Below are 24,549 nucleotides of genomic sequence, written 5' to 3'. Positions count from 1 at the left end.
TGTGGGAGCGGGCTTGCTCGCGAAGGCGGTATGGCAGACCGAGATATGTACTCATTCCAACCCAATTAAATGGTCGACCCGAAGAGCGCCATCGCAGGCAAGCCAGCTCCCACATTGATTACAGGTGCCCTCGTCACAGTTGATAACTGAAGCTCAGCGTATACCGAGGCCTGCGATTGAAGCTGTCCAGGGCGATATCCGACATTGGCTTGGCCGCTTCCAGCGCGATGTTGTAGTACTTGTTGTCGCCAAAGCGTAAACCTACCGCCGCCGACGACATGTCGTTGGCCTTGACCGGCAGGTCGTTGAACCAGGATTTGGCGCGATCGACCACTACGTAGGGTTGCAGGATTTTCACCCAGTTGCCGGCGCGGTTGAAGCTGTAGTTGACCTCGTACGCCACCCCCCAGCCCTTGTCGCCCGAGCCTTGGTCGTCCGGGTAGCCGCGGCCGAAATTTTGCCCCCCGAAGGTGGCGCGTTCGCTGTCGGGCAGGGTGTTGTTGCTCCAGTACAGCGCGCCGGAAAGTACGCCTTGCCAGTTGTCGAAGAACTTGTCGCTTTGCACGCCGGAGAGGCGCAGGCGGAAGAAGTCGAGGTCGGGTTTAGCCACGTCCAGGTCACTGCGGGCCTTGGCGCCCAGGCCATCGATGCCCTGGTACAGGCCACCGCTGATGATGCGTAGGCGTCGCGCGTCGGCTTTGCGCCAATCTCCTTCGAAGGCCAGGGCGCGCAGGTTGGATTCGATGTCGAAACGCAACGGGTAACCCACCAGTTTATAGCGCGTGGTCTGGTCGACCGCGTACAGGCGTGTGCCCAGGGTGAAGGACTCGGTCGGGGAGGCAATGAACGGGTGGCTCAGGCCGATGGAGTAGCGGTCGATGGACTGGTGCGGCTTGAGTTCGAAACCGCCGTCCAGTTGCACGCTGCTGCTGGGGTCGGCGCGATAGCGCTCGGCGGCGAGCGCCAGTTGGGTGCCTTCGGCATTGATGAATTGGTTGTAGTCCACGCGGTAGTAATGCTCTTTGTCCTCGCCGGGTGGGAACAGGCCGCTGACGCTGAGCTGCTCGCCCATGGACGTCTGGGAATTGCTGGTGGCGCTCAGCAACGCTTGCGTGCCGCCACGGCTTTTCTGCACCAGGCTCATGCTGGTGGTGAAAGGTTTGCGGCTGGCCTGGATCTGCATGTGCGTGGCGCCATCGGTGGTGCCTGGCGGCGGTACTTGCGCTTGTACGCTGAGGCCGGGGATGCGGCTCATCAGCGTGGTATAGCGCTCGAAGGTCTTGCGAGTCAGTGGGCGTTCGGCCAGGAGCTTTTGCGCGAGTTTATCGACGTAGGCCGACACCGAACCAATGTCGCCGGTTTGTTGATAGTCCTTGATGTAGCCTTCCACCAGTACCACGCGGACCAGGCCATTTTCGAAGTTCTGTTGCGGCAGGAAGGCGTAGGACAGCAGGTAGCCATCCTCCTGATAACGGCGGGTGATGCCACGGGTCGCTTCAATCAGTTGCGCAAGGTTGGTTTCACGTCCAATCAACGGCGCATATACCTGCGCCGTCTCGGCGAGCGGGTAGACCGTTCCGCCTTCGATCTGCAACTTTCGAATAGTGACCTTGGTGTCCATCAACAGCGGCTGGCCTGCAGTCGGCGGCGCCTCGGGTACTTGGGTTTTCGACGTGGGTGGTCGGTAGGCGTCCGCGGGCAGGTTGGGTACCGGCAGGGTGCGGACAGTGTCGTTGCTGTTGAGAAAGCTGGGAAGGGTCTCGGCCTGGGCGTAAGCACTGAGGGTGAGCAATAACAACGGGGTCAACACGCGCATAGGACACTCCATGGTCAACTGCAGCAGCGCTTCGGGCCCGCCGGGTTCTGGGACGCGGTTCGGGAGGGCGGCGACTGTTCACAGGTGTCGCTGCCCATAAAAAAGACGAGAGACTTATTAAAGGTCTCTCGTCTCAACCAAGCGTAGGCGCTGTAGGGGAGGCCGTCTAATCGGCCAGGTGCATTTCTATTTGCCGGTCAGGCCATTCAACAAACCGCCCAGACCGCCTGTGGCCGTAGTGCCGCCCGTGGTGGTGGCAGTGCCGGTTGCTGTGGCGGTGGTGCCGATATTCAGGCCGCCGAGCAAACCACCGCTGGTGCCGCCAGTCCCGCCGCCGGTTACCAGGCCACCCACCGAGGCGACGGTGCCGCCGACCGCTGTGACGGTGGTGCCTACCGCGTTGGTGATCGGGTTGGCATTGGCTGCCGTCAAGTTAGTGCCCACGCTGCTCACAGCGCCGCCGACTTGAGTCACCAGACCATTGACCGGAGCACCCACACCGGTAGTGGTGCCGATGGTTTGGGTCAGGTTGGTGACGCCGCTGGTCACAGGGTTGAGCGCTGCGCCGACATTGGCCGCTACGGTGGCGACCGGTGCGGTAGCTGCGGTGTTTGCTACACCTGTGCCACCCAGCGCAGTGCCCAGCGACGCAACGGTGCCGCCGACTGCACCACCGGTCACACCCGTTGCACTGACTGTGCCGTTGGTATTGCCCACGTTCAGGCCGGTACCCACGTTAGCCACCAGGCCACCCACCAGTTCCGGAATGCCGGGAGCCGAGGTGCCACCGGTTGGGGCGACATAACCACCTGATTTATCCAGTGTGCCACCGACGCCAGTGAGTACGGTGCCGACAACGCCGGTGACCGGGTTGCCCGTGCCGCCCGTGCTGGCGACTTGAGTACCCAAGCTGGTGACGGTCGAGCCGACCTTATCCAGTACGCCATTGAGTGGAGTGCCCAGGCCGGTTGCGTTACCCAGGTTGCCGGTGGTGTTTTCCACCAGCGACACCACAGGCACCACGACTTTGCTGCCCAAGGTGTTGGTCAACGAACCCAGCGGGCCGGTGGTGCTGGCCGTACTGAGGGTATCGCCAAGCATGGTGACGGTGGTGCCGACTTTATCCACGACGCCACCTACCGCAGTGCCCACTCCGCCTGTCGCGCCGCCGACCACAGGTATTCCGCCGAGAGTGGTTGACAGTGTTTGGCCGGTGGTCGAGAGGCCGCCGCCCAGGTCGGCCACGCCGTTACCTACGCCTGCCACCGTGGTGCCCAAGGAGTTGGTGTTGGTGCCCAGTGAGCCCAAGCCGGCGGTTACGCCAGTGCCGATGCTGTTAACGGCGGTGCCTGCCGAGGTGACCAGGCCGCCAGCGGTTGCGCCGACGATGGGTACGCCATTCAACGTCGAACCCAGGTTACCGACCGCTGTACCGACATTGCCCACAGTGGTGCCAAGGGTGCCGGCAATCTGGCCGGTGACCAGTGGGGTGGTTGTCGAACCTGTTCCGCCACCTGTTCCGCCGCCAGTGCCGCCGCCGGTGCCGCCGCCGGTGCCGCCGCCGGTGCCGCCGCCAGTACCACCGCCAGTTCCGCCGTCACCACCGCCCGTGCCACCGCCCGTGCCACCGCCGGTTCCGCCACCAGTACCGCCGTCACCGCCGCCTGTGCCACCACCGGTTCCACCGCCAGTACCGCCGCCGGTGCCGCCGCCAGTGCCGCCGCCGGTGCCGCCGCCGTCACCGCCGCCAGTGCCGCCGCCGTCACCGCCGCCTGTGCCACCACCGGTACCACCGCCTGTACCGCCATCACCGCCACCAGTACCGCCTCCGGCACCTGCACCTGCATCCGGCGATGACGCCGCCACGCTGGATTTATGCCCGCCACCACCGCTGCTGCAGCCGCCCAGGCTCATTGCCAGAATCAGGGCCAGCGCGGTACTTGCTTTCCAAAACACGACTTGAGTTTTCATGATTGAGTTCCTTGCACCTGGTACAACCTTGGTTGTTTCAAACCTTCGTTACTTCTTCGGATAACGATAGGTTTGTCCGTGTGGCTATCTCAGGCGAGGGCACTCTTTCACGCAACGCTCAACTTGGTATTAACGATTTATATACATCCGGCCATCGTCGGCTTAATGACTAATACCAAAGGTGTAATGGAAGGGTGTTTCAGGATTTTTATATTAGTAAAATCAAAGTGTTGTAAATAAAGACGGACCTCGTAAGTTCCGCTATAACTTAGGGTGTATATATACAATTAATCAGGGTTTTCAGGCAGTCGGCTGCCACTGCCCCAACATATGTTGTATATCCCCAGCGCCTTTGAGTTCCAACGTCCCGCTGGAACCGGCCGCGCTGCTCATCAATATCACTTCACTGGGCAGGCGCACCGGCTTCATGAACGCGACGTCGATTTCAATATTGGCGGCCGGTAAGTGTTCTGCCAGCGCCGCGAGAGTGCGCGCCTTGTTCCATAACCCGTGGGCGATGGCCTGGGGAAAACCGAACAACTTCGCGGTCGGGGTACTGAGGTGGATGGGGTTGTAGTCGCCAGACACTCGGGCGTAGCGTCGGCCAATATCAGGGGGGGCTTTCCAGCGCGTCAGTTCGGTAAGCGTTCCTGGAGTCTGCGATCCGCTGTCCGCAGCTTCGCCTTCAACCTTTACGCCCCGACATAGCATTTGGCTTTCGCCCTCCCACAAGAGCCCAAGGGCATCCTCGACAACCGTCACGATGTCAAAGGTGGCCCCCTTGGGATGGGGGCTGAGATTACGTGCGTAGACACCGACACTCACGTCACCCACGCCACCCAACGGGCGATGAATACGGATGCGATTGCGCAGGTGGATCAACCCCAGCAACGGAAACGGAAAGCTCTTGTCCGTCAGCAGTTGCAGTTGCAGGCCGAACGCGAGGATATGCGGATAAGTCGCCGGCAGCATCGGGCTGTCAGCAAAACCGCACACCTTGCGGTACGCGGCAACGGCGCTGGGGTTGATACTCATCCGGCAGCGCAACCCACATTCGGGCAGTGAGCTGCCGGTGATCTTGCGCTTGAGCGCCGCACGCCAATACAGCGGCAGTAGGGGCGGGGTGCTGTCCAACGTTTGCCATTGCATGCTTACGCTCCCAGAAGACTTTGCCCACACACCCGCAGCGCTTGGCCGCTGACCGCACCGGAACCCGGCTGGCTCAGCCAGGCGACGGCTTCGGCCACGTCCTGGGGCAAGCCACCTTGGCCCAGGGAACTCATGCGGCGCCCGGCCTCGCGCAGGGCGAAGGGAATATGCGCGGTCATCTGGGTTTCGATAAACCCTGGCGCGACGGCGTTGATGCTGATCCCACGCTCCTTCAACAGCGGCGCCCAGGCTTGAGCCAGGCCGATCAACCCGGCCTTGCTTGCGGCATAGTTGGTTTGCCCACGATTGCCGGCGATGCCACTGATGGAAGCCAGCAACACCACCCGTGCATTGTCCTGCAGGGTGCCGCTGTCGAGCAGGGCCTTGGTCAGCACTTGCGCAGCCTTGAGGTTGACCGCCAGCACTGCGTCCCAGTATTCCGGGGTCATGTTGGCCAGGGTTTTGTCGCGGGTGATGCCGGCGTTGTGCACCAGGATGTCGAGCCCGTCTGGCAGGTGCTCGATCAGTTGGCGTGCGGCATCTTCGGCGCAGATATCCAGGGCCACCGTGCGTGCATTCAGGCGTGCGGCCAGGGCTTCAAGGTCGGCCTTGGCCTGGGGCACATCGAGCAGAATGACCTCGGCGCCGTCGCGGGCCAGGGTTTCGGCGATGGAGGCACCGATGCCTCGAGCGGCGCCGGTAACCAACGCCTTGCGCCCGGCCAAGGGGCGCGTCCAGTCTTGCACCGGTGTGTCGCAAGCTGACAGGCGAATCACCTGGCCCGATATATAAGCGCTTTTGGGCGAGAGAAAAAACCGCAGCGCGCCCTCCAACTGGCCTTCGGCACCGTCGCCCACGTACAGCAACTGCAGCACGCCACCGCTGCGCAACTCCTTGGCCAAAGAGCGGCTGAACCCTTCCAGGGCGCGCTGGGCGCTGGCGGCGAACGGATCGCTGAGGCTTTCCGGCGCCCGGCCAAGGATCACCAAGTGGGCACTGTGGTCGAGGTTTTTAAGCAGTGGTTGGAAGAATTCGCGCAGCTGCTTGAGCTGGTCGGTGTGCTGCAAACCGCTGGCATCGAACACCACCGCCTTGAGCTTGGGGCCGTGTCCTGGAATCCACGCGGGTGCTGTCGAGGCTTCGGCGCCGTAGCTGTAGACGGCGTCGGTGAGTCGGTTGGCAAATGCCAGCACCTGGGTAGCCAATGCGCCACCGCCCAGCAGCAGCGCACCTTCGACCGGGCGCAGGCGCCCGGCTTGCCAGCGTTCCAGGCGTACCGGTGACGGCAGGCCAATGGCGGCGACCAGGCGATGGCCGAGGCTTGAGTTGGCGAAGTCGATATAACGGTCAGACATGGAACGCTCTCCGAAGGCTGGGGTTCAAAGGTTGACCACCCTGGGGTGGCAGTCGTTCGATTGAGCCTAGGCTAGGCTTGATGATTCCACCCACCACCACAAGGGAGCTTTCCATGACTCAATTGCGCCGTGTAGCGATCATTGGCGGTAATCGCATTCCTTTCGCCCGATCCAATGGCCCCTACGCCACGGCGAGCAACCAGGCGATGCTGACTGCCGCGCTGGAGGGCTTGATCGAGCGCTACAACCTGCACGGCCTGCGCATGGGCGAAGTGGCCGCCGGCGCGGTGCTCAAGCATTCCCGTGATTTCAACCTGACGCGTGAATGCGTGCTCGGTTCGCGCCTGTCACCGCAAACCCCTGCGTACGACATTCAGCAAGCTTGCGGCACGGGGCTTGAGGCGGCGCTGCTGGTGGCCAATAAAATTGCCCTGGGCCAGATCGAATGCGGCATTGCCGGCGGGGTGGACACCACCTCGGATGCACCGATTGGTGTGAATGAAGGGCTGCGCAAGATCCTGCTGCAAGCCAACCGCAGCAAATCCCTGGCAGATAAATTAAAACTCCTGTTACAACTTCGTCCTCATCACCTCAAGCCGGAACTGCCGCGCAACGGCGAACCGCGTACCGGTCTGTCCATGGGCCAGCACTGCGAACTGATGGCCCAGACTTGGCAGATCCCTCGTGCCGAGCAGGACCAGCTTGCGCTGGAGAGCCACCAGAAGATGGCGGCGGCCTACGCCGAAGGCTGGCACAACGATTTGCTCACGCCCTTTCTCGGCCTCACCCGCGACAACAACCTGCGCCCCGACCTGACCCTGGAAAAACTCGCCAGCCTCAAGCCGGCCTTCGAGCGCAGCGAAAAGGGCACGCTCACCGCCGGTAACTCCACACCGCTGACCGATGGTGCCTCCCTGGTATTGCTGGGCAGTGAGGCATGGGCCAAGGAGCGCGGCTTGCCGATCCTGGCTTACTTGCGCGATGGCGAAGCGGCGGCGGTGGATTTCGTCCAAGGCGCCGAGGGCCTGCTGATGGCGCCGGTGTATGCGGTACCGCGTTTGCTGGCGCGCAACGGCCTGACGTTGCAGGACTTTGATTATTACGAGATCCACGAAGCTTTCGCCGCCCAAGTGCTGTGCACGCTCAAGGCCTGGGAAGACGCCGACTATTGCAAGACCCGCCTGGGCCTGGACGCGCCGCTGGGGTCGATCGACCGCAGCCGCCTCAACGTCAAGGGCAGTTCCCTGGCGGCGGGCCATCCGTTTGCCGCCACCGGTGGGCGTATCGTCGCCAGCTTGGCTAAATTATTGGATGCAGCGGGCAAGGGCCGTGGGTTGATTTCCATCTGTGCAGCCGGTGGCCAAGGCGTGACGGCGATTATCGAACGCTGATTGCCGACAAAATTGGCCCATTGAATGCATTCTCAAGGGGTCAGAGGTCAGTAGCCTCTCCCCCCGGCGAGCCGATTGCCGTATAACGAGTTCCACACGCGTGTTTGGTAATACAGGACCCACAATAAAAGCTGATGAAGACTCCTAAACGCATTGAACCCCTGATCGAAGACGGTCTGGTCGACGAAGTGCTGCGCCCTCTGATGAGTGGTAAAGAAGCAGCTGTTTATGTGGTGCGCTGCGGCAATGAATTGCGTTGCGCCAAGGTTTACAAGGAGGCGAATAAACGAAGTTTTCGTCAGGCATCCGAATACCAGGAAGGCCGTAAGGTCCGTAACAGCCGCCAGGCACGAGCCATGGCCAAGGGCTCCAAGTTCGGCAAGAAAGAAACCGAAGATGCCTGGCAGAACGCGGAAGTGGCGGCGCTGTTTCGCCTGGCCGGTGCGGGCGTTCGTGTGCCCCAGCCGTTCGACTTTCTCGAAGGCGTACTGTTGATGGAACTGGTGGCCGACGAATACGGCGATGCGGCGCCGCGTCTGAATGACGTAGTGCTGGAGCCGGACCAGGCGCGCGAATACCACGCTTTCCTGATCTCCCAGATCGTGCTGATGCTGTGCACCGGCCTGGTGCACGGTGACCTTTCCGAGTTCAACGTACTGCTCACGCCTACGGGCCCGGTGATCATCGACCTGCCCCAGGCGGTGGATGCGGCGGGTAACAACCACGCGTTCAGCATGCTGGAGCGCGACGTTGGCAACATGGCTTCCTACTTCGGGCGTTTTGCCCCGGAGTTGAAGAAAACCAAGTACGCCAAGGAAATGTGGGCGCTGTATGAAGCCGGCACCTTGCACCCGGCCAGTGTATTGACCGGTGAGTTCGACGAACCGGAAGAACTGGCGGATGTGGGCGGTGTGATCCGCGAAATCGAAGCGGCGCGGCTGGATGAAGAGCGTCGCCAGGCGATTCGCGCGGCGGATGATGCGCCACCAAGCAAAGTGCCGGACGAGCCACCGCCGCCGCCTTGGATGCAGTAACTTACAGCGACGCTGATCGTTCCCACGCTCTGCGTGGGAATGCATCCCTGGACGCTCTGCGTCCTAAAGCGTGACGCGGAGCGTCGAAAGCGGCATTCCCACGCGGAGCGTGGGAACGATCATTGTGCTTCTGCGTCCTAAAGCGTGACGCGGAGCGTCGAAAGCGGCATTCCCACGCGGAGCGTGGGAACGATCATTGTGCTGTCTGTCAGGCGCAGCAGTTGCCCGCTGCCAACTCCTTGAGGATCGGGCAATCGGGCCGGTGATCGCCCTGGCAGTGCTCCATCAGGTCCTGCAAGGTATCGCGCAGTTGCCCCAGCTCGCGAATCTTGTGGTTCAGCTCGTCGATGTGCTGGCGCGCCAGGGCTTTTACGTCGGCGCTGGCCCGCTGCCGGTCCTCCCACAGGGTCAGCAACTTGCCGACTTCTTCCAGTGAAAACCCCAGGTCTCGCGAGCGCTTGATGAACGTCAGGGTGTGCAGGTCGTCGTGGCCGTACACCCGGTAGCCGCTGTCGGTGCGGTGGGCGGTTTTCAGCAGGCCAATGGATTCGTAGTAGCGAATCATCTTCGCGCTTAGCCCGCTGGTGCGGGCGGCTTGGCCGATGTTCATGGGCGTTGATCCTCCAATTCCTTGGGTTTCCAGGTTTTCAACAACAGGGCATTACTCACCACGCTGACGCTGGACAAGGCCATGGCGGCGCCAGCCAGTACCGGGTTGAGCAGGCCGAAGGCGGCCAGGGGAATGCCGATCAAGTTATACACAAAGGCCCAGAACAGATTCTGTCGAATTTTCGCGTAGGTCTTGCGGCTGATCTCCAGGGCGGCCGGCACCAGGAGCGGGTCGCCACGCATCAAGGTGATACCGGCGGCGTGCATGGCCACGTCGGTGCCGCCGCCCATGGCGATGCCGATATCGGCAGCGGCCAGGGCTGGTGCATCGTTGATACCGTCGCCGACCATGGCCACCACGCCGGTTTTTTTCAGCTCGGCCACGGCAGCGGCTTTATAGGCGGGCAGTACTTCGGCATGCACATCGTCGATGCCCAAGGCCTCGGCCACCACCCGTGCACTGCCGTGGTTATCGCCGGTGATCAGGTGGCTGCTGATGTGCTGCGCCTTGAGTTGTTGCACGGCTTGCAACGCGCCGGGCTTGAGCGTGTCGCCAAAGGCAAACAGCCCCAGCACACGGGGTTGCGCGCCTTGTTCGATCAGCCAGGACAAGGTGCGGCCTTCGGCTTCCCATTCCTTGGCTCGCGGGCCTAAATCGCCTGCGTCCAGGCCGGTCTCTTCCAGCAAGCGGCGATTACCCAGCGCCAATGGCCGACCGTCGAGCGTACCGGCAATGCCGCGCCCGGTCAGGGATTGGCTGGCGCTCACATCGGCCACGTCCAAGCCTCTGTCGCGACAAGCATCCAGCACGGCCTTGGCCAGTGGGTGCTCACTGCCGCGCTGCAGGGCGCCGGCCTGTTGCAATAACAGGGCTTCATCGCCATCCACGGCCGCCAAATGCGCAATGTTGGGCGCGCCGGAGGTGAGGGTGCCGGTCTTGTCGAACACTACGGCGCTCACGGCATGGGCGCGCTCCAGGGCTTCGGCGTCCTTGATCAAAATGCCATGGCGTGCGGCGACGCCAGTGCCGGCCATGATCGCGGTCGGTGTGGCCAGGCCCAGGGCACAAGGGCAGGCGATCACCAATACGGCCACCGCATTGATGATGGCGGTTTCCAGGGATGCGCCATACAGCCACCAGCCCACTACGGTAATCAGCGCCAATACCAGCACGGCCGGCACGAACACCTGGCTGACTTTATCCACCAGTTTCTGAATCGGTGCCTTGGCGGCCTGGGCGTCTTCGACCAGGCGGATGATGCGCGCCAGCACGCTTTCCGCGCCCAGGGCCAGGGTGCGCACCAGCAGGCGGCCTTCACCGTTGATGGCGCCACCGGTGACCGCGTCGCCGGGTTGTTTGGGCACCGGCAGGCTTTCGCCGCTGATCAGGGCTTCATCGGCATGGCTCTGGCCTTCCACCACCTCACCGTCCACCGGGAAGCGTTCGCCGGGTTTGACCAGCACCAGGTCGCCGTGCTTCAACGCACTGATGGCGACGTCTTCTTCACGGCCGTCCTGCACGCGAATCGCACGTTCCGGACGCAAGGCTTCAAGGGCGCGGATGGCGCTGGCGGTCTGGCGCTTGGCGCGGCTTTCCAGGTATTTGCCCAGCAGCACCAGGGCGATCACCACCGCCGAGGCTTCGAAGTACAAGTGCGGCGTCACGCCTGGGGCGGCGGTGAGCCATTCATAGATACTCAAGCCGTAGCCGGCACTGGTACCGATCGCCACCAGCAGGTCCATATTGCCGGCGCCGGCGCGCACGGCTTTCCACGCGGCGACATAGAAGCGCGCACCCAGGATGAATTGCACCGGCGTGGCCAGGGCAAACTGTATCCAGGCGGGGAGCATCCAGTGCAGGCCGAAGGGTTCTACCAGCATCGGCAGCACCAAGGGCAGCGCCAGCAGAATGCCCGCCACCAGCGACCAGCGCTCGCGGCGCAGGCGCCGGGCCTGATCGGCGTCGGTAGCGGTTTCGCTTTGGGGCAGGCTGGCGGTGTAGCCGGCTTTGTCGACGGCGGCGATCAACACGCTGGGGTCCATCTGGCCCTGTACTTCGATGTGCGCGCGCTCATTGGCCAGGTTGACGCTGACACGTTGCACGCCAGGCACTTTGCCCAGCGCGCGTTCGACCCGCCCGGCACAGCTGGCACAGGTCATGCCGCCGATGGGCAGGTCAAAGGTGGTGGATCCATTCATGGGGCAGTCCTCCAGAAGAAGTTGCCACTAGGATCAACCTTAACCTGTGGGGAAGGTCAAGCCCGATCGTTCCCACGCTCTGCGCCGATCGTTCCCACGCTCTGCGTGGGAATACAGCCCGTGACGCTCCGCGTCACCCTGGCGTTGAAGTAGTGCCTTGTACCCGGGACGCAGCGCGTCCGATGAGGCGTTCTCACGCAGAGCGTGGGAACGATCGTGGGGTTACTCAGTATTCCAGTTTCGCCGCTTTGAGGTACATACCGTCCGGGCCCAGTGCAATGCGTAATTTGCGTACATCACCGGCTTTCAAGGTGATGTTCTGCGCGGGAGGCGCGAGCATGCCTGGCAGACAGCCGGGGGCCTGACTCGGCAACACTTTCAGGCGCAGCGACACATCGCCGGGGGGAAGGTTGAAGGAGGTGGCCTGTTCCTGGAACAGACGCCCGGCCAGTTGGTCCTGGATATACAGGCCGATCTCGCAGTGGGTCGGCACTTCCAGGCGTTCGCGGGAAATAATCAGCACCGCATAATCTTCAGCTGCCAGGGCTTGGGGCGCAGCGGCAGGCAAGCTCATCAGGCCGGCAAGGGCAAAAAACGACCAGCGCATGGCGAATGCTCCATGGTTCACAGCTAGGGAGGTTGAAGCTTGGACGACGCCGCCGCCGAATACCAGCCCGGCAGAAATACTGAGAACTTGACCTTGCCATCATGGCAAGCTCGACACTGGGCTCAACCTCATCAAAGGAGTCATGTCATGCAAATATTCAGCGTTGAAGGAATGACCTGTGGCCATTGCGTTAAAGCGGTGACCCAGGCGGTACAGAGCAAGGATTCGGCAGCAAGTGTGGAGGTCGACTTGAAGGCTAAAGAAGTGCGGGTGGCAAGCAGTCTGTCCTCTGACCAAGTGATCGATCTGATTGCCGAGGAAGGCTACAGCGTCAAGTTGGCGTGATTTTCTGATCGTTAGCCACCTAACGTAATGTTCATGGCACCCAAGCGCGGCTAGACTGTCGAGCTGCCGACTCACTTGGGTGTCTGATGAACCTTCGCATAATCCTGATTCTGGGCGCCTTGAGCGCCTTCGCGCCGTTGGCGATCGACTTTTACCTGCCGGGATTTCCGGCAATGGCCTCGGCCTTCGCCACTGACGAAAAACATATCCAGCTGACCCTGGCGGTGTATTTCGCGGGCCTGGCTATTGGCCAATTGATCTACGGGCCGCTGGCCGACCGCTTTGGCCGGCGCGTGCCGTTGCTCAGCGGCGTCACCCTGTTTACCCTCGCGTCTTTCGCTTGTGCGTATGCGCCGTCCCTGGAATGGCTGATCGGTGCACGCTTCGTGCAGGCCCTTGGCGGGTGTGCGGGCATGGTGATTTCCCGGGCGGTGGTCAGTGACAAATGCGATGCCGTGAGTTCGGCCAAGGTGTATTCGCAACTGATGCTGGTGACCGGCCTGGCCCCGATCCTGGCGCCGTTGGCCGGTGGCCTGATGGTCGGCGTGTGGGGCTGGCAGTCGATTTTCCTGGCGTTGTCGTTGTTCAGCGTGATGGCGGCCATCGCCGTGGCGGTCGGGTTGCCGGAAACCTTCCCGGCCAATCAGCCGCGCCAGCCGTTGTCGGGCTCGTTGCGCCGCTACGGCTCGCTACTGTCAGACCGGGTGTACCTGGGCTATGCCTTGACCGGCGGCATCTCGATTGCCGGGATGTTTGCCTACATCGCCGGTTCCCCCTTCGTGTTTATCAAGCTCTATGGCGTACCGGCCGAGCATTACGGCTGGTTGTTTGGCTCCAACGCCGCGGGCTTTATCCTGGTGGCGCAACTGAACGCAAGATTGCTCGCCAAGCGCGGCCCGGCGTTTTTGTTGTCGCGTACCGTGTGGGTGTACGTGGCGGCGGCGTTGACGCTGTTGGGAATTGCCGCGTTGCGCACTGAGGCACTATGGCCGTTATTGGTGCCGCTGTTTATCTGTATCGCCAGTCTGGGCTGCATTTTGCCGAATACCTCGGCCTGTGCCATGAGCGGGCAGGGGGCTCGGGCCGGCAGCGCATCGGCGTTGCTCGGTTGCATTCAGTTCGGTGTGGCTGCAGGGGCGGCGTCGTTGGTCGGTGTGTTGCACGACGGCACGGCGATGCCGATGGCCATGGTCATCAGCCTCTGCGGGGTGCTGGCGGTGACCATTGCCATGGCGACCCAGCGCCTGCAACGGGCAAGGGCCGTACAGGCGCAGGTCTGAAGTTCGGTTTAGCCAGCGGAACGTTGCTGGTTGAGAGGGAAGCGATGGGGCGCCTGGATCCGGGCCTGCAGCGTATCGGCGAAGGCGCGGGCCTCGGCTTCACTGCGAAAGGTGATGGCCTCGCCGTCGAGACGAACTTGCCATTGGCTGCCTGGGGATTTTGCTAACGCTTTTATCAGGATTTTCATTGCTGACTTCCTCACGTAAAAGAATCGTGGCAAAGGCGGCCAATATAAACCTGAACGGGCGCATAAATATGACAAGGATCAACTCTCGGACTAATGGTGTCGTCCGTTACCTACGTGGATAACAGACGACACTGACAGCCGTTTTTTCAGAACCCTTCCAGCACGATCTTGCCCTTGGCCTTGCCGCTTTCCAGTAGAGCGTGGGCGCGGCGCAGGTTCGCCGCATTGATCACGCCGAAGTGCTCGCCCACCGTGGTTTTCAGGGTGCCGGCGTCGATCAGTTCGGCCACGCGATTGAGCAGGTTGTGCTGCTCGATCATGTCTGGCGTTTCGAACATCGAACGGGTGTACATGAACTCCCAGTGCAGCGACAGGCTCTTGCGCTTGAGCTTGCTCACATCGAGGGCCTTGGGATCGTCGATCAACGCCAGCTTGCCTTGGGGTTGCAGTGCTTCGACCAGTTGGTCCAAGTGTTGCTCGGTCTGGGTCAGGCTGGCGACGTGGGTCACTTGCCCGTGCCCGGCCTGTTTCAACACTTCGCTCAGCGGCTGGCTGTGGTCGATCACCACGTGTGCTCCCAGGGCCTTGGCCCATGCGTGAGTCTCGGGGCGCGAGGCGGTGCCGATGACCTTCAACGCGGTGAGCTGGTTGGCCAACTGAGTCAGGATCGACCCCACACCACCGGCAGCGCCGACGATCAGCAGACTCTGGCCTTGATCGTCTTTGCCTTCAGCGACCTGCAAACGTTCGAACAACAGCTCCCACGCAGTGATAGCGGTCAATGGCAATGCGGCCGCTTCGGCAAACCCCAGGCTTTGGGGCATATGGCCGACGATGCGCTCATCAACTGTGTGCAATTCGCTGTTGCCGCCTGGGCGTACCAGGGAACCGGCGTAGTACACCTTGTCGCCGGCCTTGAACAACGTCACGTCACTGCCGACCGCCTTGACCACACCCGCCACGTCCCAACCCAGCACCTTGGCGGCGCCATTTTCCGGGGCGACGTTCTGGCGCACCTTGGTGTCCACCGGGTTGACCGAGATGGCTTTGACTTCCACCAACAGGTCACGGGGGCCGGCCACGGGGGCTGGTAGTTCGATGTCTTGCAGGGATTCTGGATCGTTGATCGGCAGTGAGGCGTAGTAGGCAATGGCTTTCATGATGACTCCAAGTGAATACGGTCAAGGTAGGAGCGAGCTTGCTCGCGAAGATCGTTAACGATGACGCGGTGTTTCTGGTTTCGCGCGCCGTCCTTGGGTTTTCGCGAACAAGCTCGCTCCTACAAAAAGGCGGGATCAGGCGAGAAATTTCAGGCGCTTGAGTTCGAAGTGTTCGATCACATCGGCGGCCTTGGCGCGAAAGCTCTGGATATGCGCGCTCTGGTCGTGGTCGGCCAGTGCAGCGTCGTCGCTCCAGCGCTCGAGCATGTAGAAGGTCTCGGGGTGCTGCAGGTCCTGGTGCAGGTCGTACTGCTCGCAACCGGCTTCCAGGCGGGTCGGTTCCAGCAGGCCGCGCAGCAGGGTTTCCAGGGTGGCGTGCTGGCCGGGTTTGGCGATCAGCGTGGCGATGACATTAAAAGCGGTGGACATAGTCGACTCCGGGCACGGGCTAACGGGATGGGCAGATGATTGGCTATTTCCCACGCCGATAAAAGCGGCTAAAACAGCAGGCTGTTTCAACCAAATATTGATAATGAACGGAAATGCATGCTGCGTTTTGATGATTTGCAGTTGTTTGTGCGGGCCGCCGACTTGGGTAGCCTGTCGGCTGCGGCGCGGGTCATGGACCTGTCACCGGCGGTGGCCAGTGCCGCGCTCAAGCGTATCGAACAGCAACTGGGTACGCGCTTGCTGGCGCGCTCCACCCGCAGCCTGCGCCTGACAGCCGAAGGCGAGGGCTTCCTTGCGTACGCGCGGGCGTCACTGAGCGCGCTGGATGAAGGGCGGCGCCTATTGGCCAGTGGCCAGGATCATGTCAGTGGTGTGCTGCAATTGTCGGCGCCCTCGGATTTCGGTCGCAACCAGCTGTTGCCGTGGCTGGATGCGTTCCAGCAGGAGCATCCGCAACTGAACGTGCGCCTGTTGCTCGGTGATCGCATCGCCGACCTGTTCCGCCAGCCCGTGGACATTGCCCTGCGTTACGGCGAACCCGAAGACTCCAGCCTGATTGCGCTGCCCATTGCTCCGGACAATATTCGCGTACTCTGCGCCGCCCCCAGTTACCTCGCCCGGCATGGCGAGCCGCGCCATCTGGAGCAATTGGCCCAGCACAATTGCCTGCTGTACATGCTCGGCAGCCGCGTCCACGACCACTGGGGTTTTTACGATGGCAAGCGCCATGTGGGCCTGACGGTCAGCGGCGATCGCTTCAGCGATGACGCCGATGTGGTGCGCCGCTGGGCGGTGGCGGGCATGGGCATCGCCTACAAGTCCTGGCTGGATGTGAGCACCGATGTGCTGGCCGGGCGCTTGCGTCTGATCCTGCCGGAACTGCAGGGCGAGCGCACCCCGCTCAACCTGCTGTGCGCCCACCGTGCGCAATTGAGTAAACCCATCAATCTGCTGCGGGACATGCTCGTGTCCCGTTGTGCGACATTGACGGCCCAGCGACCGGGACGAATGGCTTCTCGTCAATAGCCTGCGCCACGCTCGGAAGTTTCACTCATATCTTGTCCTGATTTGCACCGTCAGACACCGGGGAACCTCCTGCCTGCGCACCTATACTTGGGCGTCAACCGCAGCAGAAAAATGGTTTAACAGGGAGTGAATACATGGGAGCAGCACCTTGCATCAGTCAGATCGCCAGCTTGCTCGCCGAGCCTAAACGCACGGCCATGCTCTGGGCCTTGATGGACGGTTCGGCGAAGACTTCCGAAGAACTGGCGACGCTGGCCGGGCTGTCGCCGGCGTCAGCCAATGCACATTTGGCGCGGCTGTCCGGCAGCGGCCTGTTGCGGATCGAGGCGCGGCGGGGCCAGCGCCTGTTTCGTGTAGCGGCGGCCGATGTCAGTGCCGCCATTGATGCGCTGGCCAGCACCACTATGGCCAGCGCGGCCCGCAGCACACCTGATGTTTTGCCAACGGCGCTGCGCGCACCGCCATTGCTGCGCCGTGCCCGCTGGTGCCATGGCCACCTCGGCGGCGAGCTGGCGGCGCAGTTGTATCAACGGATGCTTGAGGCCGGGTGGATCGAGCGCCATGAGCCGCGTACAGAGGTGACGCCCAATGGCGTGCAGGCATTGGCGCAGCTGGGCATTTTTACCCAGGCATTGGCATCGCCGCTGGCCTGCGACTGTTTCGACTGGAGCCAGCAACAACCCCACCTGGGCGGTGCGTTGGGGGCGGGCTTGATGCAACTGTTTCTGCAGGCGAACTGGATCAGCGTGATCAACGAGTCACGGGCCTTGTCGGTCAATGACCTGGGGCTTGAGCACATAGCTCGCATTGCCAAGCTGTAGGCGTCGTTCTCAGCTGTCGTCAGGTCGCATCCAGCAATAGCCGGCGCAAACGATGCCGCACACTCGCAAGGGGGATTTTTCATACGAGGGGTGTGGCATGGATAGGCAGGGTTATAGCGCGGCGGAACGCCTGGAACGGTTGCCCATCAGCGGTTACCACCGAATCATTTTCATCATCATCGCCCTGGCGTTTTTCTTTGACTCCATGGACCTGGCGATGATGACCTTCCTGTTGGGCTCGATCAAAACCGAGTTTGGCCTGAGCACGGCCCAGGCCGGGTTGCTGGCCAGTTCGAGTTTTTTCGGCATGGTGGTGGGCGCTTCGCTGTCCGGGATGCTTGCTGATCGATTCGGTCGCAAACCGGTGTTTCAGTGGAGCATCGTCCTCTGGGGGTTGGCGAGCTATTTGTGTTCCACGGCCCAGACGGTGGAGACGCTGACGTTGTTTCGGATCCTGCTGGGCATTGGCATGGGCATGGAGTTTCCCATTGCCCAGTCGATGCTGTCGGAGCTGATCCCCGCCAAAAGACGCGGGCGCTATATCGCCTTGATGGATGGTTTCTGGCCGTTGGGCTTTGTGGCTGCGGGCGTACTGTCTTACTTCTTGTTGCCGGTGATTGGCTGGCGCGACATCTTCCTGGTGCTGGCGGTACCGGCGGTGTTCGTGCTGGCCATCCGTTTCTTTATCCCGGAGTCGCCGCGTTGGCTGGAACAGGCTGGGCGCCATGAGGCGGCGGACAAGGTCTTGCTTGGCATCGAGCAGAAGGTGCGCGATTCCCTGGGCGGCGCCGACTTGCCGGAGCCAGTTGCTTTGCCACGGGTAGAGAGTACGCCGGGGACGTTTTTCTCCGCGTTCCAGCAGCTGTGGTCGGCGCAGTACCGCCAACGCACGATGATGATCTGGAGTGTGTGGTTCTTCGCCCTGCTTGGGTTCTACGGGCTGACGTCGTGGTTGAGTGCGTTGTTGCAGCAATCGGGTTTTGCCGTGACTCAGTCGGTGTATTACACGGTGATCATTTCCCTGGGCGGAATCCCAGGTTTTTTGATGGCCGCGTGGTTGGTGGAGCGCTGGGGACGCAAGCCTGTGTGCGTGGTGACCCTGCTGGGCGGCGGGGTGATGGCGTTTCTGTATGGGCAGAGCGCAGTGTTTGGCGGCAACGTGGGCCTGCTGATCACCTCGGGGTTGTTGATGCAGTTCTTCCTGTTTGGCATGTGGGCGGTGCTGTACACCTACACGCCGGAGTTGTATCCCACCTCGGCACGTGCAACCGGCTCGGGGTTTGCGTCGGCGATTGGGCGGGTTGGTTCGTTGCTGGGGCCGTTGGTGACCGGGTTGGTGTTCCCGATAACCGGGCAGGGCGGGGTATTTGCCTTGGGCGCGCTGTGCTTTGCGGTGGCGGCGCTGGTGGTGTGGCTGTTCGGGATGGAGACCAAGGGCAAGACCCTGGAAGAACTCACCCAGGCTTGAAGCTGATGGGGCCATATGGGAGCCGGGCTTGCCCGCGATAGCGGTAGGTCAGGCAATAAGAGGCTGGCTGATACACCGCTATCGCAGGCAAGCCAGCTCCCACAGGTTGAGTCCAAGTCTATTCAGTTACGGTTTCACGAGCCGCGCATCCAGACTGTTCTGCGCCAGGCGTTTGGCCTGGTCCTGGGTCATGCCCAGGGAGGTGTGCAGCGCGTGGAAGTTCTCGGTGACATAACCGCCGAAGTAGGCAGGGTCGTCCGAGTTCACGGTGACTTTTACACCACGCTCGAGCATGTCGAGGATGTTGTGCTGGGCCATGTCGTCGAACACGCAGAGCTTGGTGTTGGACAGCGGGCATACCGTCAGCGGGATCTGTTCGTCGATGATGCGCTGCATCAAGCGCTCGTCTTCAATGGCTCGCACGCCGTGGTCGATGCGCTGGATTTTCAGCAGGTCGATGGCTTCCCAGATGTACTCGGGCGGGCCTTCTTCACCGGCGTGGGCCACGGTCAGGAAGCCTTCGTGACGGGCACGGTCGAACACGCGCTGGAACTTGCTCGGTGGGTGGCCCATTTCCGAGCTGTCCAGGCCCACGGCCACGAACGCGTCACGGAACGGCAGCGCCTGGTCGAGGGTTTTCTGCGCTTCGTCTTCGCTCAGGTGGCGCAGGAAGCTGAGGATCAAACCGCTGGTGATGCCCAGTTGCTGCTCGCCGTCTTTAAGCGCAGCGGCGATGCCGTTGAGCACCACTTCGAACGGCACGCCACGGTCGGTGTGGGTTTGCGGGTCGAAGAAGGGTTCGGTGTGGATCACGTTCTGGGCCTTGCAGCGCAGCAGGTAAGCCCAGGTCAGGTCGTAGAAGTCCTGGGACGTGCGCAGCACATCGGCACCCTTGTAATACAGGTCGAGAAACTCTTGCAGGTTGTTGAAGGCGTAGGCTTTGCGCAGGGTTTCGACGTCGTTCCATGGCAGCGCAATCTTGTTGCGCTCGGCCAGGGCGAACAGCAACTCAGGCTCCAGCGAGCCTTCCAGGTGCAGGTGCAATTCAGCCTTGGGCAGGGCGTTGAGCCAATCGTACATTTTTAAAATCTCATCAGGTGCAATGGCGGCATTCTACAGGCCACGGCTGAAATAATCGGCAAAACCTGACCAGCAGGAGAGTATTTCTGTCACTCACGCAAGGGCGGCCTGAACTAAGGTGTAACGAAACGTTAGCGGCTCGGCGCAGTCTGTACCCCATCAATGACTGATTCGCTGTACGAAAAGGCCCGGAATGCTCACATCCCTCAAGCAAGAAAAATTCATGCTGCTGGCGCTGATTGCCGCCATCGCCGCCTACCCGCTGGAGCACTGGATGCTCCACAGCGGCCAACTGGTTGCGTTGCTGGCCGGCTTTGCGCTGATCGCGTTTATCGTGATGGCGTCGATGCGCGTGGCCCATCACGCCGAACAGTTGGCGGAAAAAGTCGGCGACCCCTACGGCACCATGATCCTGACCCTCGCCGCGGTATTGGTGGAAGTGGTGATCCTGGCGATCATGATGAGTAACGAGCCATCGCCCACCCTGGTGCGCGACACCATCTACTCAGCGGTGATGCTCGATATCAACGGTATCCTCGGCCTGGCCGCGCTGATGGGCGGCATCAAGCATGGCGAACAGTCCTACAACGATGACTCAGCGCGCACCTACAGTGTGATGATTCTTACCGCCATGGGGGTGTCGATGGTGGTACCGGAATTTATCCCCGAAGCGGACTGGAAAATTTACTCGGCTTTCACCATTGGCGCGATGGTGGTGCTTTACACCTTGTTCCTGCGCATGCAGGTGGGGCCGCACAGTTATTTCTTCAGCTACAGCTACCCGGAGAAACGCCGTAAGAAACAGCCGGAAGACGAGCACGCGCCGTCTGTCAGCCTGACGTTTTCCATTGCGACCCTGGTGTTTGGGGTGATCGTGATTGGTGCGCTGGCCGAGGTGATGTCCAAGACCCTCGACCTGGGCCTGGAAGGCACAGGCGCACCACCAGTGATTACCGCGATTGTGGTGGCGGCTATCTCGGCCGCTCCGGAAATCCTCACGGCATTGCGCGCCGCGTTGGCCAACCGCATGCAATCGGTGGTCAACATCGCGCTGGGGGCTTCGTTGTCCACGGTGATCCTGACGGTGCCGGTGATGGAAGCCATGGCGCTCTACACCGGGCAGCCGTTCCAGATGGCGATGACGCCGGTGCAAACGGTGATGGTGTTTATCACGCTGATCGTCAGCGCGATCAACCTCAACGATGGTGAAACCAATGCGATAGAAGGGATGACGCATTTTGTGTTGTTTGCGACCTTTATCATGCTGTCGCTGTTGGGGCTGTAACCCGATTTGAAAGGCGCCGCAGATCCAATGGGGGAGCCGGTTTTTGGGGGCGCTACGCACCCCAGCGGGAGCAAGCTCCCTCGCCACAGAAGCCCGCTCTCACATTTTGATTGGCGCCTGGCTTAGGTGCCCGCGATCAAATGGCGCGCGGCCTGGCTGTGATCGGCGATCAAGCCCTTGAGGTCCAGGCCTTCGACTTGACCGTCGATCACCCGCCACTTGCCGCCAACCATCACTCGATCCGCCCGGTCCGCGCCGCACAGCAGCAGTGCGGAAATGGGGTCATGGCTGCCGGAGAAGCGCAGCTCATCGAGCTTGAACAGTGCCAGGTCCGCCTGCTTGCCGACGGCCAACTCGCCAATGTCTGTGCGCCCCAGCAACTGCGCCGAGCCCTTGGTGGCCCAGCCCAATACGCCTTCGGGGGTGATCTTTTCCGCGCCGTAGCGCAGGCGCTGGATGTACAGGGCCTGGCGGGCTTCAAGGATCATGTTCGAAGCGTCGTTGGAGGCCGAGCCGTCCACGCCCAAGCCGATCGGGGCGCCGGCGGCAAGCAGGTCCAGGGTGGGGCAGATGCCGGAGGCCAGGCGCATATTCGAGCTTGGGCAATGGCAGATGCCGGTGCCGGCTGCGCCCAGGCGCTCGATTTCGTCCGGGTTGAAGTGAATGCCGTGGGCCAGCCAGGTGCGCGGGCCGAGCCAGCCGACGCTGTCGAGGTAATCAACGGTACGCAGCCCGAAGCGTTGCAGGCAGAAATCTTCCTCATCCAGAGTTTCCGCCAAATGGGTGTGCAGGCGCACGTCCAGCTGGTTGGCCAGCTCGGCGCTGGCTTGCATGATTTCGGGGGTGACGGAAAACGGCGAGCACGGCGCCAGGGCGATCTGGATCTGCGCACCGTCACCGCGCTGGTGATATTCGCGGATCAGGCGCTGGCTGTCTTCGAGAATCACCTGGCCTTGCTGCACCGTTTGCTGCGGCGGCAGGCCGCCATCGGCTTCGCCCAGGCTCATGGAACCGCGGGTGAGCATGGCGCGCATCCCCAGTTCACGCACGCTGCCTACCTGCACATCAATGGCGTTTTCCAAACCATCGGGGAACAGGTAGTGGTGATCGGCCGCCGTGGTGCAGCCCGAGAGCAGCAATTCGGCCAGGGCGACTTTGCTGGCCAGGGCGAGTTTTTCCGGGGTGAGCCGCGCCCATACCGGGTACAGGGTTTTCAGCCAGGGAAACAGCGGCTGGTTGACCACTGGGCCCCAGGCGCGGGTCAGGGTTTGATAGAAGTGGTGGTGGGTATTGATCAGCCCAGGCAGCACCACATGCTCGCGGGCATCGAACACCTGTGCGCAGGGTTGTGCAGGCGCTTGCCCTTGGGCCAGCACTTCGGTGATGACACCGTCTTGCAGCACCAGGCCGCCACGGGCATCGAGGCCATTGGCAGTGAAAATCGCGAGGGGGTTTTTTAACCAGATACGGGTCGCAGGCATTGGCCGGCTCCTCTGAATGATGGGTTCAGGTTTGCCAGCTCAGTGTTGCCCTGTCTGCTGATCCAGGGTCGCCGGGGAGGGCGAGGTGGGCAGTTTACCTCTGTGGGAGCGAGCTTGCTCGCGAAAATCGTCAATGATGACGCGGGCAGTCTGGTTTAACGCAGTGCTTGGGCGTTCTTCGCGAGCAAGCTCGCTCCTACAGTTGAGGGTGGTTACCAGGTGATGGTGTCGCCCTTGTAGTCGACGAAGTGATGGCCGCCTTTGCCGGTGTAGGCATTTACCTGGTCCACCAGGCCGCGCACGCTGGTCTCGACGTCGATGTGGGCATTTTCGCCGCCCATGTCGGTCTTCACCCAACCTGGATGCAGCGACAGCACCGTCGGCTTGGGCTCGCCCAGTTGCGTGATAAAGCTATTGGTCATTGAATTGAGGGCGGCCTTGCTGGCCTTGTACAGCGCCAGGTCCGAGCCGTCGGGAATGGTCACGCTGCCCAGTACCGAACTCATGAAGGCCAGCACGCCGGTGTCTTTGCGGATCTGCCCGACAAAGCGCTGGGCCAGGTTGATTGGCGCCACGGCGTTGGTGAAGAACAACTGGCCGACCTCCGCCAGGGTCGCGTGGCCGGGCTCCTGGTTGGCCGGGCCCTTGACGCCGGCGTTGACGAACAGCAGGTCGAAGGTGCGGTCTTTCAGGCGTTGGGCCAGGGCGATCACGGCTTGCTGGTCGTCCATATCCAACTTCTCGATCTGCACCGGCCCCGCGGCTTTCAGGGCATCTGCCTTGTTCGGATCGCGCACGGTAGCGGTCACGCCCCAGCCGTCCTGGAGCAGTTGCTTGACCAGGCCAAGGCCCAGCCCGCGCGAGGCGCCGATGATCAGTGCGGTTTTTGGCGTAGACATGAAAGGCTTCCTTTGAAATCGCGGTTCAGGGAGTTCAGCGCATAACAGTAGCAGTTTCAGCGTTCGAGCAGGATGCGCCCACGGCTCAGGTCGGCGAGCTGGGTTTGCAGGGTGTCGATGTGCGCCTCCCCCAGGGCGAGTTGCAGCTCTACGCCGTTGGCGGTGAAGGTTTCTTCCACCACAAGCCCGCCGAGTTCAGCGACACGCAGCTTCACCAGGTTCAGCTCGGAGAAGCCACAGGCGCAGCTCAGAGGTACGCGGCTGATCAGCTCGATGCGCTCGGCATTTTGCAGGCATTTATTGGCCCCGCCGCCATAGGCACGGGCCAAGCCACCCGTGCCCAGTTGAATGCCGCCGTACCAGCGGATCACCAATACGGCCACCTGATCAAAGCCCTGGGCCTCGATGGCCGCGAGGATCGGGCGCCCGGCGGTGCCACCGGGTTCGCCGTCATCGCTGCTGCGGTATTGATCGCCCAGCTTCCAGGCCCAGCAGTTGTGCGTGGCGTTCAGGTCGCTGTGTCGCTCGAAAAACGCTTGGGCGTCCTGCGGGCTGGTAATCGGCGCCGCCAAGGTGATAAAGCGGCTTTTGCGTATTTCTTCACGAAACTCGCAAAAACCGGTGAGCGTAAAAGACATAAATCGCTTCGTTTATAGGGCTGGCTTGATGCCGCAGCCTTTGAGAATGATATGGATCAGATTGGTGCCGGCATCTTCCATGTCCTGCTTGGTCAGCTTGGTGCGACCGGTGACGCGGCAGATCTGGGTGGCGAAGTCAGCGTAGTGCTGGGTGCTGCCCCACAGCAGGAAGATCAGATGCACGGGGTCGACGGGGTCCATTTTGCCGGCGTCGATCCACGCCTGGAACACTGCGGCACGGCCACTGAACCAGGCCCGATAGTCCTGGCCGAAATATTCCGTGAGGCATTCGCCACC

23 protein-coding genes are annotated in these 24,549 nt (G+C 61.9%); 8 read left to right on the top strand and 15 right to left on the bottom strand.

All coding sequences use genetic code 11. The features are described 5' to 3' along the window. Positions 1-133: 133 nt before the first annotated feature. From APH41_RS10015 to APH41_RS10000, 4 genes are all read right to left on the bottom strand, one after another. Positions 134-1,816: a ShlB/FhaC/HecB family hemolysin secretion/activation protein gene (locus APH41_RS10015; RefSeq protein WP_034125892.1), complete on the bottom strand. Its 1,683-nt coding sequence runs from the start codon at positions 1,814-1,816 to the stop codon at positions 134-136. A 186-nt stretch (positions 1,817-2,002) separates the two neighbouring features. Further along, positions 2,003-3,787, bottom strand: coding sequence for a collagen-like triple helix repeat-containing protein (locus APH41_RS10010; RefSeq protein WP_082430433.1), 1,785 nt, complete (start codon positions 3,785-3,787; stop codon positions 2,003-2,005). Positions 3,788-4,087: 300 nt separating this feature from the next. After that, a complete protein-coding gene (locus APH41_RS10005) occupies positions 4,088-4,936 on the bottom strand; it encodes a MaoC/PaaZ C-terminal domain-containing protein (protein WP_054896413.1) in 849 nt (282 codons plus the stop codon). A 2-nt stretch (positions 4,937-4,938) separates the two neighbouring features. Further along, the gene (locus APH41_RS10000; protein WP_054896414.1) at positions 4,939-6,291 is read right to left on the bottom strand and encodes a 3-oxoacyl-ACP reductase; all 1,353 of its coding nucleotides are present in this window, start codon (positions 6,289-6,291) and stop codon (positions 4,939-4,941) included. 113 nt (positions 6,292-6,404) lie between these two features. Between APH41_RS10000 and APH41_RS09995 the strand changes: the two genes are divergently transcribed. Further along, the gene (locus tag APH41_RS09995; protein WP_034125895.1) at positions 6,405-7,682 is read left to right on the top strand and encodes an acetyl-CoA C-acetyltransferase; all 1,278 of its coding nucleotides are present in this window, start codon (positions 6,405-6,407) and stop codon (positions 7,680-7,682) included. Between the two features lie 134 nt (positions 7,683-7,816). Beyond that, positions 7,817-8,716, top strand: a complete 900-nt coding sequence (locus APH41_RS09990) for a PA4780 family RIO1-like protein kinase (RefSeq protein WP_014716761.1) — start codon at positions 7,817-7,819, stop codon at positions 8,714-8,716. A gap of 208 nt (positions 8,717-8,924) precedes the next feature. Here APH41_RS09990 and cueR read toward each other — a convergent pair whose 3' ends face one another. From cueR to APH41_RS09975, 3 genes are all read right to left on the bottom strand, one after another. Further along, positions 8,925-9,326, bottom strand: coding sequence for a Cu(I)-responsive transcriptional regulator (gene cueR / locus APH41_RS09985; RefSeq protein WP_003188242.1), 402 nt, complete (start codon positions 9,324-9,326; stop codon positions 8,925-8,927). Further along, positions 9,323-11,524: a cation-translocating P-type ATPase gene (locus APH41_RS09980; protein WP_054918754.1), complete on the bottom strand. Its 2,202-nt coding sequence runs from the start codon at positions 11,522-11,524 to the stop codon at positions 9,323-9,325. Before APH41_RS09980 ends, cueR begins: the two co-directional genes overlap by 4 nt. Before the next feature lie 226 nt (positions 11,525-11,750). Next, positions 11,751-12,131 carry a hypothetical protein gene (locus tag APH41_RS09975; RefSeq protein ID WP_034125899.1) on the bottom strand — a complete coding sequence of 127 codons (381 nt, stop codon included), beginning with the start codon at positions 12,129-12,131 and terminating at the stop codon, positions 11,751-11,753. 147 nt (positions 12,132-12,278) lie between these two features. Here APH41_RS09975 and APH41_RS09970 point away from each other — a divergent pair, with 147 nt between their 5' ends. Both APH41_RS09970 and APH41_RS09965 read left to right on the top strand, forming a co-directional pair. Next, a complete protein-coding gene (locus APH41_RS09970) occupies positions 12,279-12,476 on the top strand; it encodes a heavy-metal-associated domain-containing protein (RefSeq protein WP_054896417.1) in 198 nt (65 codons plus the stop codon). An 86-nt stretch (positions 12,477-12,562) separates the two neighbouring features. Further along, a complete protein-coding gene (locus APH41_RS09965) occupies positions 12,563-13,756 on the top strand; it encodes a multidrug effflux MFS transporter (protein ID WP_054918751.1) in 1,194 nt (397 codons plus the stop codon). Positions 13,757-13,764: 8 nt separating this feature from the next. Here APH41_RS09965 and APH41_RS09960 read toward each other — a convergent pair whose 3' ends face one another. The 3 genes from APH41_RS09960 to APH41_RS09950 all read right to left on the bottom strand — a co-directional run bounded on the left by APH41_RS09960 (position 13,765) and on the right by APH41_RS09950 (position 15,533). Further along, positions 13,765-13,944, bottom strand: coding sequence for a hypothetical protein (locus APH41_RS09960; protein ID WP_014716767.1), 180 nt, complete (start codon positions 13,942-13,944; stop codon positions 13,765-13,767). A gap of 146 nt (positions 13,945-14,090) precedes the next feature. Beyond that, positions 14,091-15,104: a zinc-binding alcohol dehydrogenase family protein gene (locus APH41_RS09955; RefSeq protein WP_054896419.1), complete on the bottom strand. Its 1,014-nt coding sequence runs from the start codon at positions 15,102-15,104 to the stop codon at positions 14,091-14,093. Between the two features lie 135 nt (positions 15,105-15,239). Continuing rightward, the gene (locus APH41_RS09950; protein ID WP_003188253.1) at positions 15,240-15,533 is read right to left on the bottom strand and encodes a putative quinol monooxygenase; all 294 of its coding nucleotides are present in this window, start codon (positions 15,531-15,533) and stop codon (positions 15,240-15,242) included. 117 nt (positions 15,534-15,650) lie between these two features. On the opposite strand from APH41_RS09950, the gene APH41_RS09945 reads away from it, so the two are divergent. From APH41_RS09945 to APH41_RS09935, 3 genes are all read left to right on the top strand, one after another. Beyond that, on the top strand, positions 15,651-16,580 hold the full coding sequence (locus tag APH41_RS09945) for a LysR family transcriptional regulator (protein ID WP_034125904.1): 930 nt from the start codon (positions 15,651-15,653) through the stop codon (positions 16,578-16,580). Positions 16,581-16,714: 134 nt separating this feature from the next. Continuing rightward, positions 16,715-17,401: a helix-turn-helix transcriptional regulator gene (locus APH41_RS09940; protein WP_054918749.1), complete on the top strand. Its 687-nt coding sequence runs from the start codon at positions 16,715-16,717 to the stop codon at positions 17,399-17,401. Between the two features lie 97 nt (positions 17,402-17,498). Beyond that, positions 17,499-18,869 carry an MFS transporter gene (locus tag APH41_RS09935; RefSeq protein ID WP_054918747.1) on the top strand — a complete coding sequence of 457 codons (1,371 nt, stop codon included), beginning with the start codon at positions 17,499-17,501 and terminating at the stop codon, positions 18,867-18,869. Positions 18,870-18,995: 126 nt separating this feature from the next. Here APH41_RS09935 and APH41_RS09930 read toward each other — a convergent pair whose 3' ends face one another. Then, positions 18,996-19,949 carry an adenosine deaminase gene (locus tag APH41_RS09930; RefSeq protein WP_014716772.1) on the bottom strand — a complete coding sequence of 318 codons (954 nt, stop codon included), beginning with the start codon at positions 19,947-19,949 and terminating at the stop codon, positions 18,996-18,998. Between the two features lie 193 nt (positions 19,950-20,142). On the opposite strand from APH41_RS09930, the gene APH41_RS09925 reads away from it, so the two are divergent. Next, a complete protein-coding gene (locus tag APH41_RS09925; RefSeq protein WP_003188263.1) occupies positions 20,143-21,234 on the top strand; it encodes a calcium:proton antiporter in 1,092 nt (363 codons plus the stop codon). 122 nt (positions 21,235-21,356) lie between these two features. On the opposite strand, the gene APH41_RS09920 is transcribed toward APH41_RS09925, so the two are convergent. From APH41_RS09920 to APH41_RS09905, 4 genes are all read right to left on the bottom strand, one after another. Beyond that, complete coding sequence (locus APH41_RS09920) at positions 21,357-22,715, bottom strand: 8-oxoguanine deaminase (protein WP_054918745.1); 1,359 nt, start codon at positions 22,713-22,715, stop codon at positions 21,357-21,359. A gap of 212 nt (positions 22,716-22,927) precedes the next feature. After that, positions 22,928-23,614 carry an SDR family oxidoreductase gene (locus tag APH41_RS09915; protein WP_054918743.1) on the bottom strand — a complete coding sequence of 229 codons (687 nt, stop codon included), beginning with the start codon at positions 23,612-23,614 and terminating at the stop codon, positions 22,928-22,930. A gap of 56 nt (positions 23,615-23,670) precedes the next feature. Beyond that, positions 23,671-24,252: a YigZ family protein gene (locus APH41_RS09910; RefSeq protein WP_054918742.1), complete on the bottom strand. Its 582-nt coding sequence runs from the start codon at positions 24,250-24,252 to the stop codon at positions 23,671-23,673. Between the two features lie 12 nt (positions 24,253-24,264). Further along, positions 24,265-24,549 (bottom strand): TetR family transcriptional regulator C-terminal domain-containing protein (locus tag APH41_RS09905; RefSeq protein ID WP_177333558.1); only part of this gene is annotated, 285 nt, incomplete at its 5' end.

Source organism: Pseudomonas sp. NBRC 111138, from assembly GCF_001320835.1.
In the GTDB taxonomy this organism is placed as follows: domain Bacteria; phylum Pseudomonadota; class Gammaproteobacteria; order Pseudomonadales; family Pseudomonadaceae; genus Aquipseudomonas; species Aquipseudomonas paracarnis.
The sequence above is the reverse complement of the archived record's forward strand: the minus strand, read 5'-3'. Positions and strand labels throughout refer to the sequence as shown.

Coding starts and splice junctions, on each gene's coding strand:
- APH41_RS09955 (WP_054896419.1), bottom strand. CDS start 15,104: ATGAAAGCCATTGCCTACTACGCCTCACTGCCGATCAACGATCCAGAA.
- APH41_RS09945 (WP_034125904.1), top strand. CDS start 15,651: ATGCTGCGTTTTGATGATTTGCAGTTGTTTGTGCGGGCCGCCGACTTG.
- cueR (WP_003188242.1), bottom strand. CDS start 9,326: ATGAACATCGGCCAAGCCGCCCGCACCAGCGGGCTAAGCGCGAAGATG.
- APH41_RS09910 (WP_054918742.1), bottom strand. CDS start 24,252: ATGTCTTTTACGCTCACCGGTTTTTGCGAGTTTCGTGAAGAAATACGC.
- APH41_RS09980 (WP_054918754.1), bottom strand. CDS start 11,524: ATGAATGGATCCACCACCTTTGACCTGCCCATCGGCGGCATGACCTGT.
- APH41_RS09990 (WP_014716761.1), top strand. CDS start 7,817: ATGAAGACTCCTAAACGCATTGAACCCCTGATCGAAGACGGTCTGGTC.
- APH41_RS10005 (WP_054896413.1), bottom strand. CDS start 4,936: ATGCAATGGCAAACGTTGGACAGCACCCCGCCCCTACTGCCGCTGTAT.
- APH41_RS09930 (WP_014716772.1), bottom strand. CDS start 19,949: ATGTACGATTGGCTCAACGCCCTGCCCAAGGCTGAATTGCACCTGCAC.
- APH41_RS09920 (WP_054918745.1), bottom strand. CDS start 22,715: ATGCCTGCGACCCGTATCTGGTTAAAAAACCCCCTCGCGATTTTCACT.
- APH41_RS09965 (WP_054918751.1), top strand. CDS start 12,563: ATGAACCTTCGCATAATCCTGATTCTGGGCGCCTTGAGCGCCTTCGCG.
- APH41_RS09950 (WP_003188253.1), bottom strand. CDS start 15,533: ATGTCCACCGCTTTTAATGTCATCGCCACGCTGATCGCCAAACCCGGC.
- APH41_RS09940 (WP_054918749.1), top strand. CDS start 16,715: ATGGGAGCAGCACCTTGCATCAGTCAGATCGCCAGCTTGCTCGCCGAG.
- APH41_RS09995 (WP_034125895.1), top strand. CDS start 6,405: ATGACTCAATTGCGCCGTGTAGCGATCATTGGCGGTAATCGCATTCCT.
- APH41_RS09960 (WP_014716767.1), bottom strand. CDS start 13,944: ATGAAAATCCTGATAAAAGCGTTAGCAAAATCCCCAGGCAGCCAATGG.
- APH41_RS09925 (WP_003188263.1), top strand. CDS start 20,143: ATGCTCACATCCCTCAAGCAAGAAAAATTCATGCTGCTGGCGCTGATT.
- APH41_RS10010 (WP_082430433.1), bottom strand. CDS start 3,787: ATGAAAACTCAAGTCGTGTTTTGGAAAGCAAGTACCGCGCTGGCCCTG.
- APH41_RS09935 (WP_054918747.1), top strand. CDS start 17,499: ATGGATAGGCAGGGTTATAGCGCGGCGGAACGCCTGGAACGGTTGCCC.
- APH41_RS10015 (WP_034125892.1), bottom strand. CDS start 1,816: ATGCGCGTGTTGACCCCGTTGTTATTGCTCACCCTCAGTGCTTACGCC.
- APH41_RS10000 (WP_054896414.1), bottom strand. CDS start 6,291: ATGTCTGACCGTTATATCGACTTCGCCAACTCAAGCCTCGGCCATCGC.
- APH41_RS09975 (WP_034125899.1), bottom strand. CDS start 12,131: ATGCGCTGGTCGTTTTTTGCCCTTGCCGGCCTGATGAGCTTGCCTGCC.
- APH41_RS09970 (WP_054896417.1), top strand. CDS start 12,279: ATGCAAATATTCAGCGTTGAAGGAATGACCTGTGGCCATTGCGTTAAA.
- APH41_RS09915 (WP_054918743.1), bottom strand. CDS start 23,614: ATGTCTACGCCAAAAACCGCACTGATCATCGGCGCCTCGCGCGGGCTG.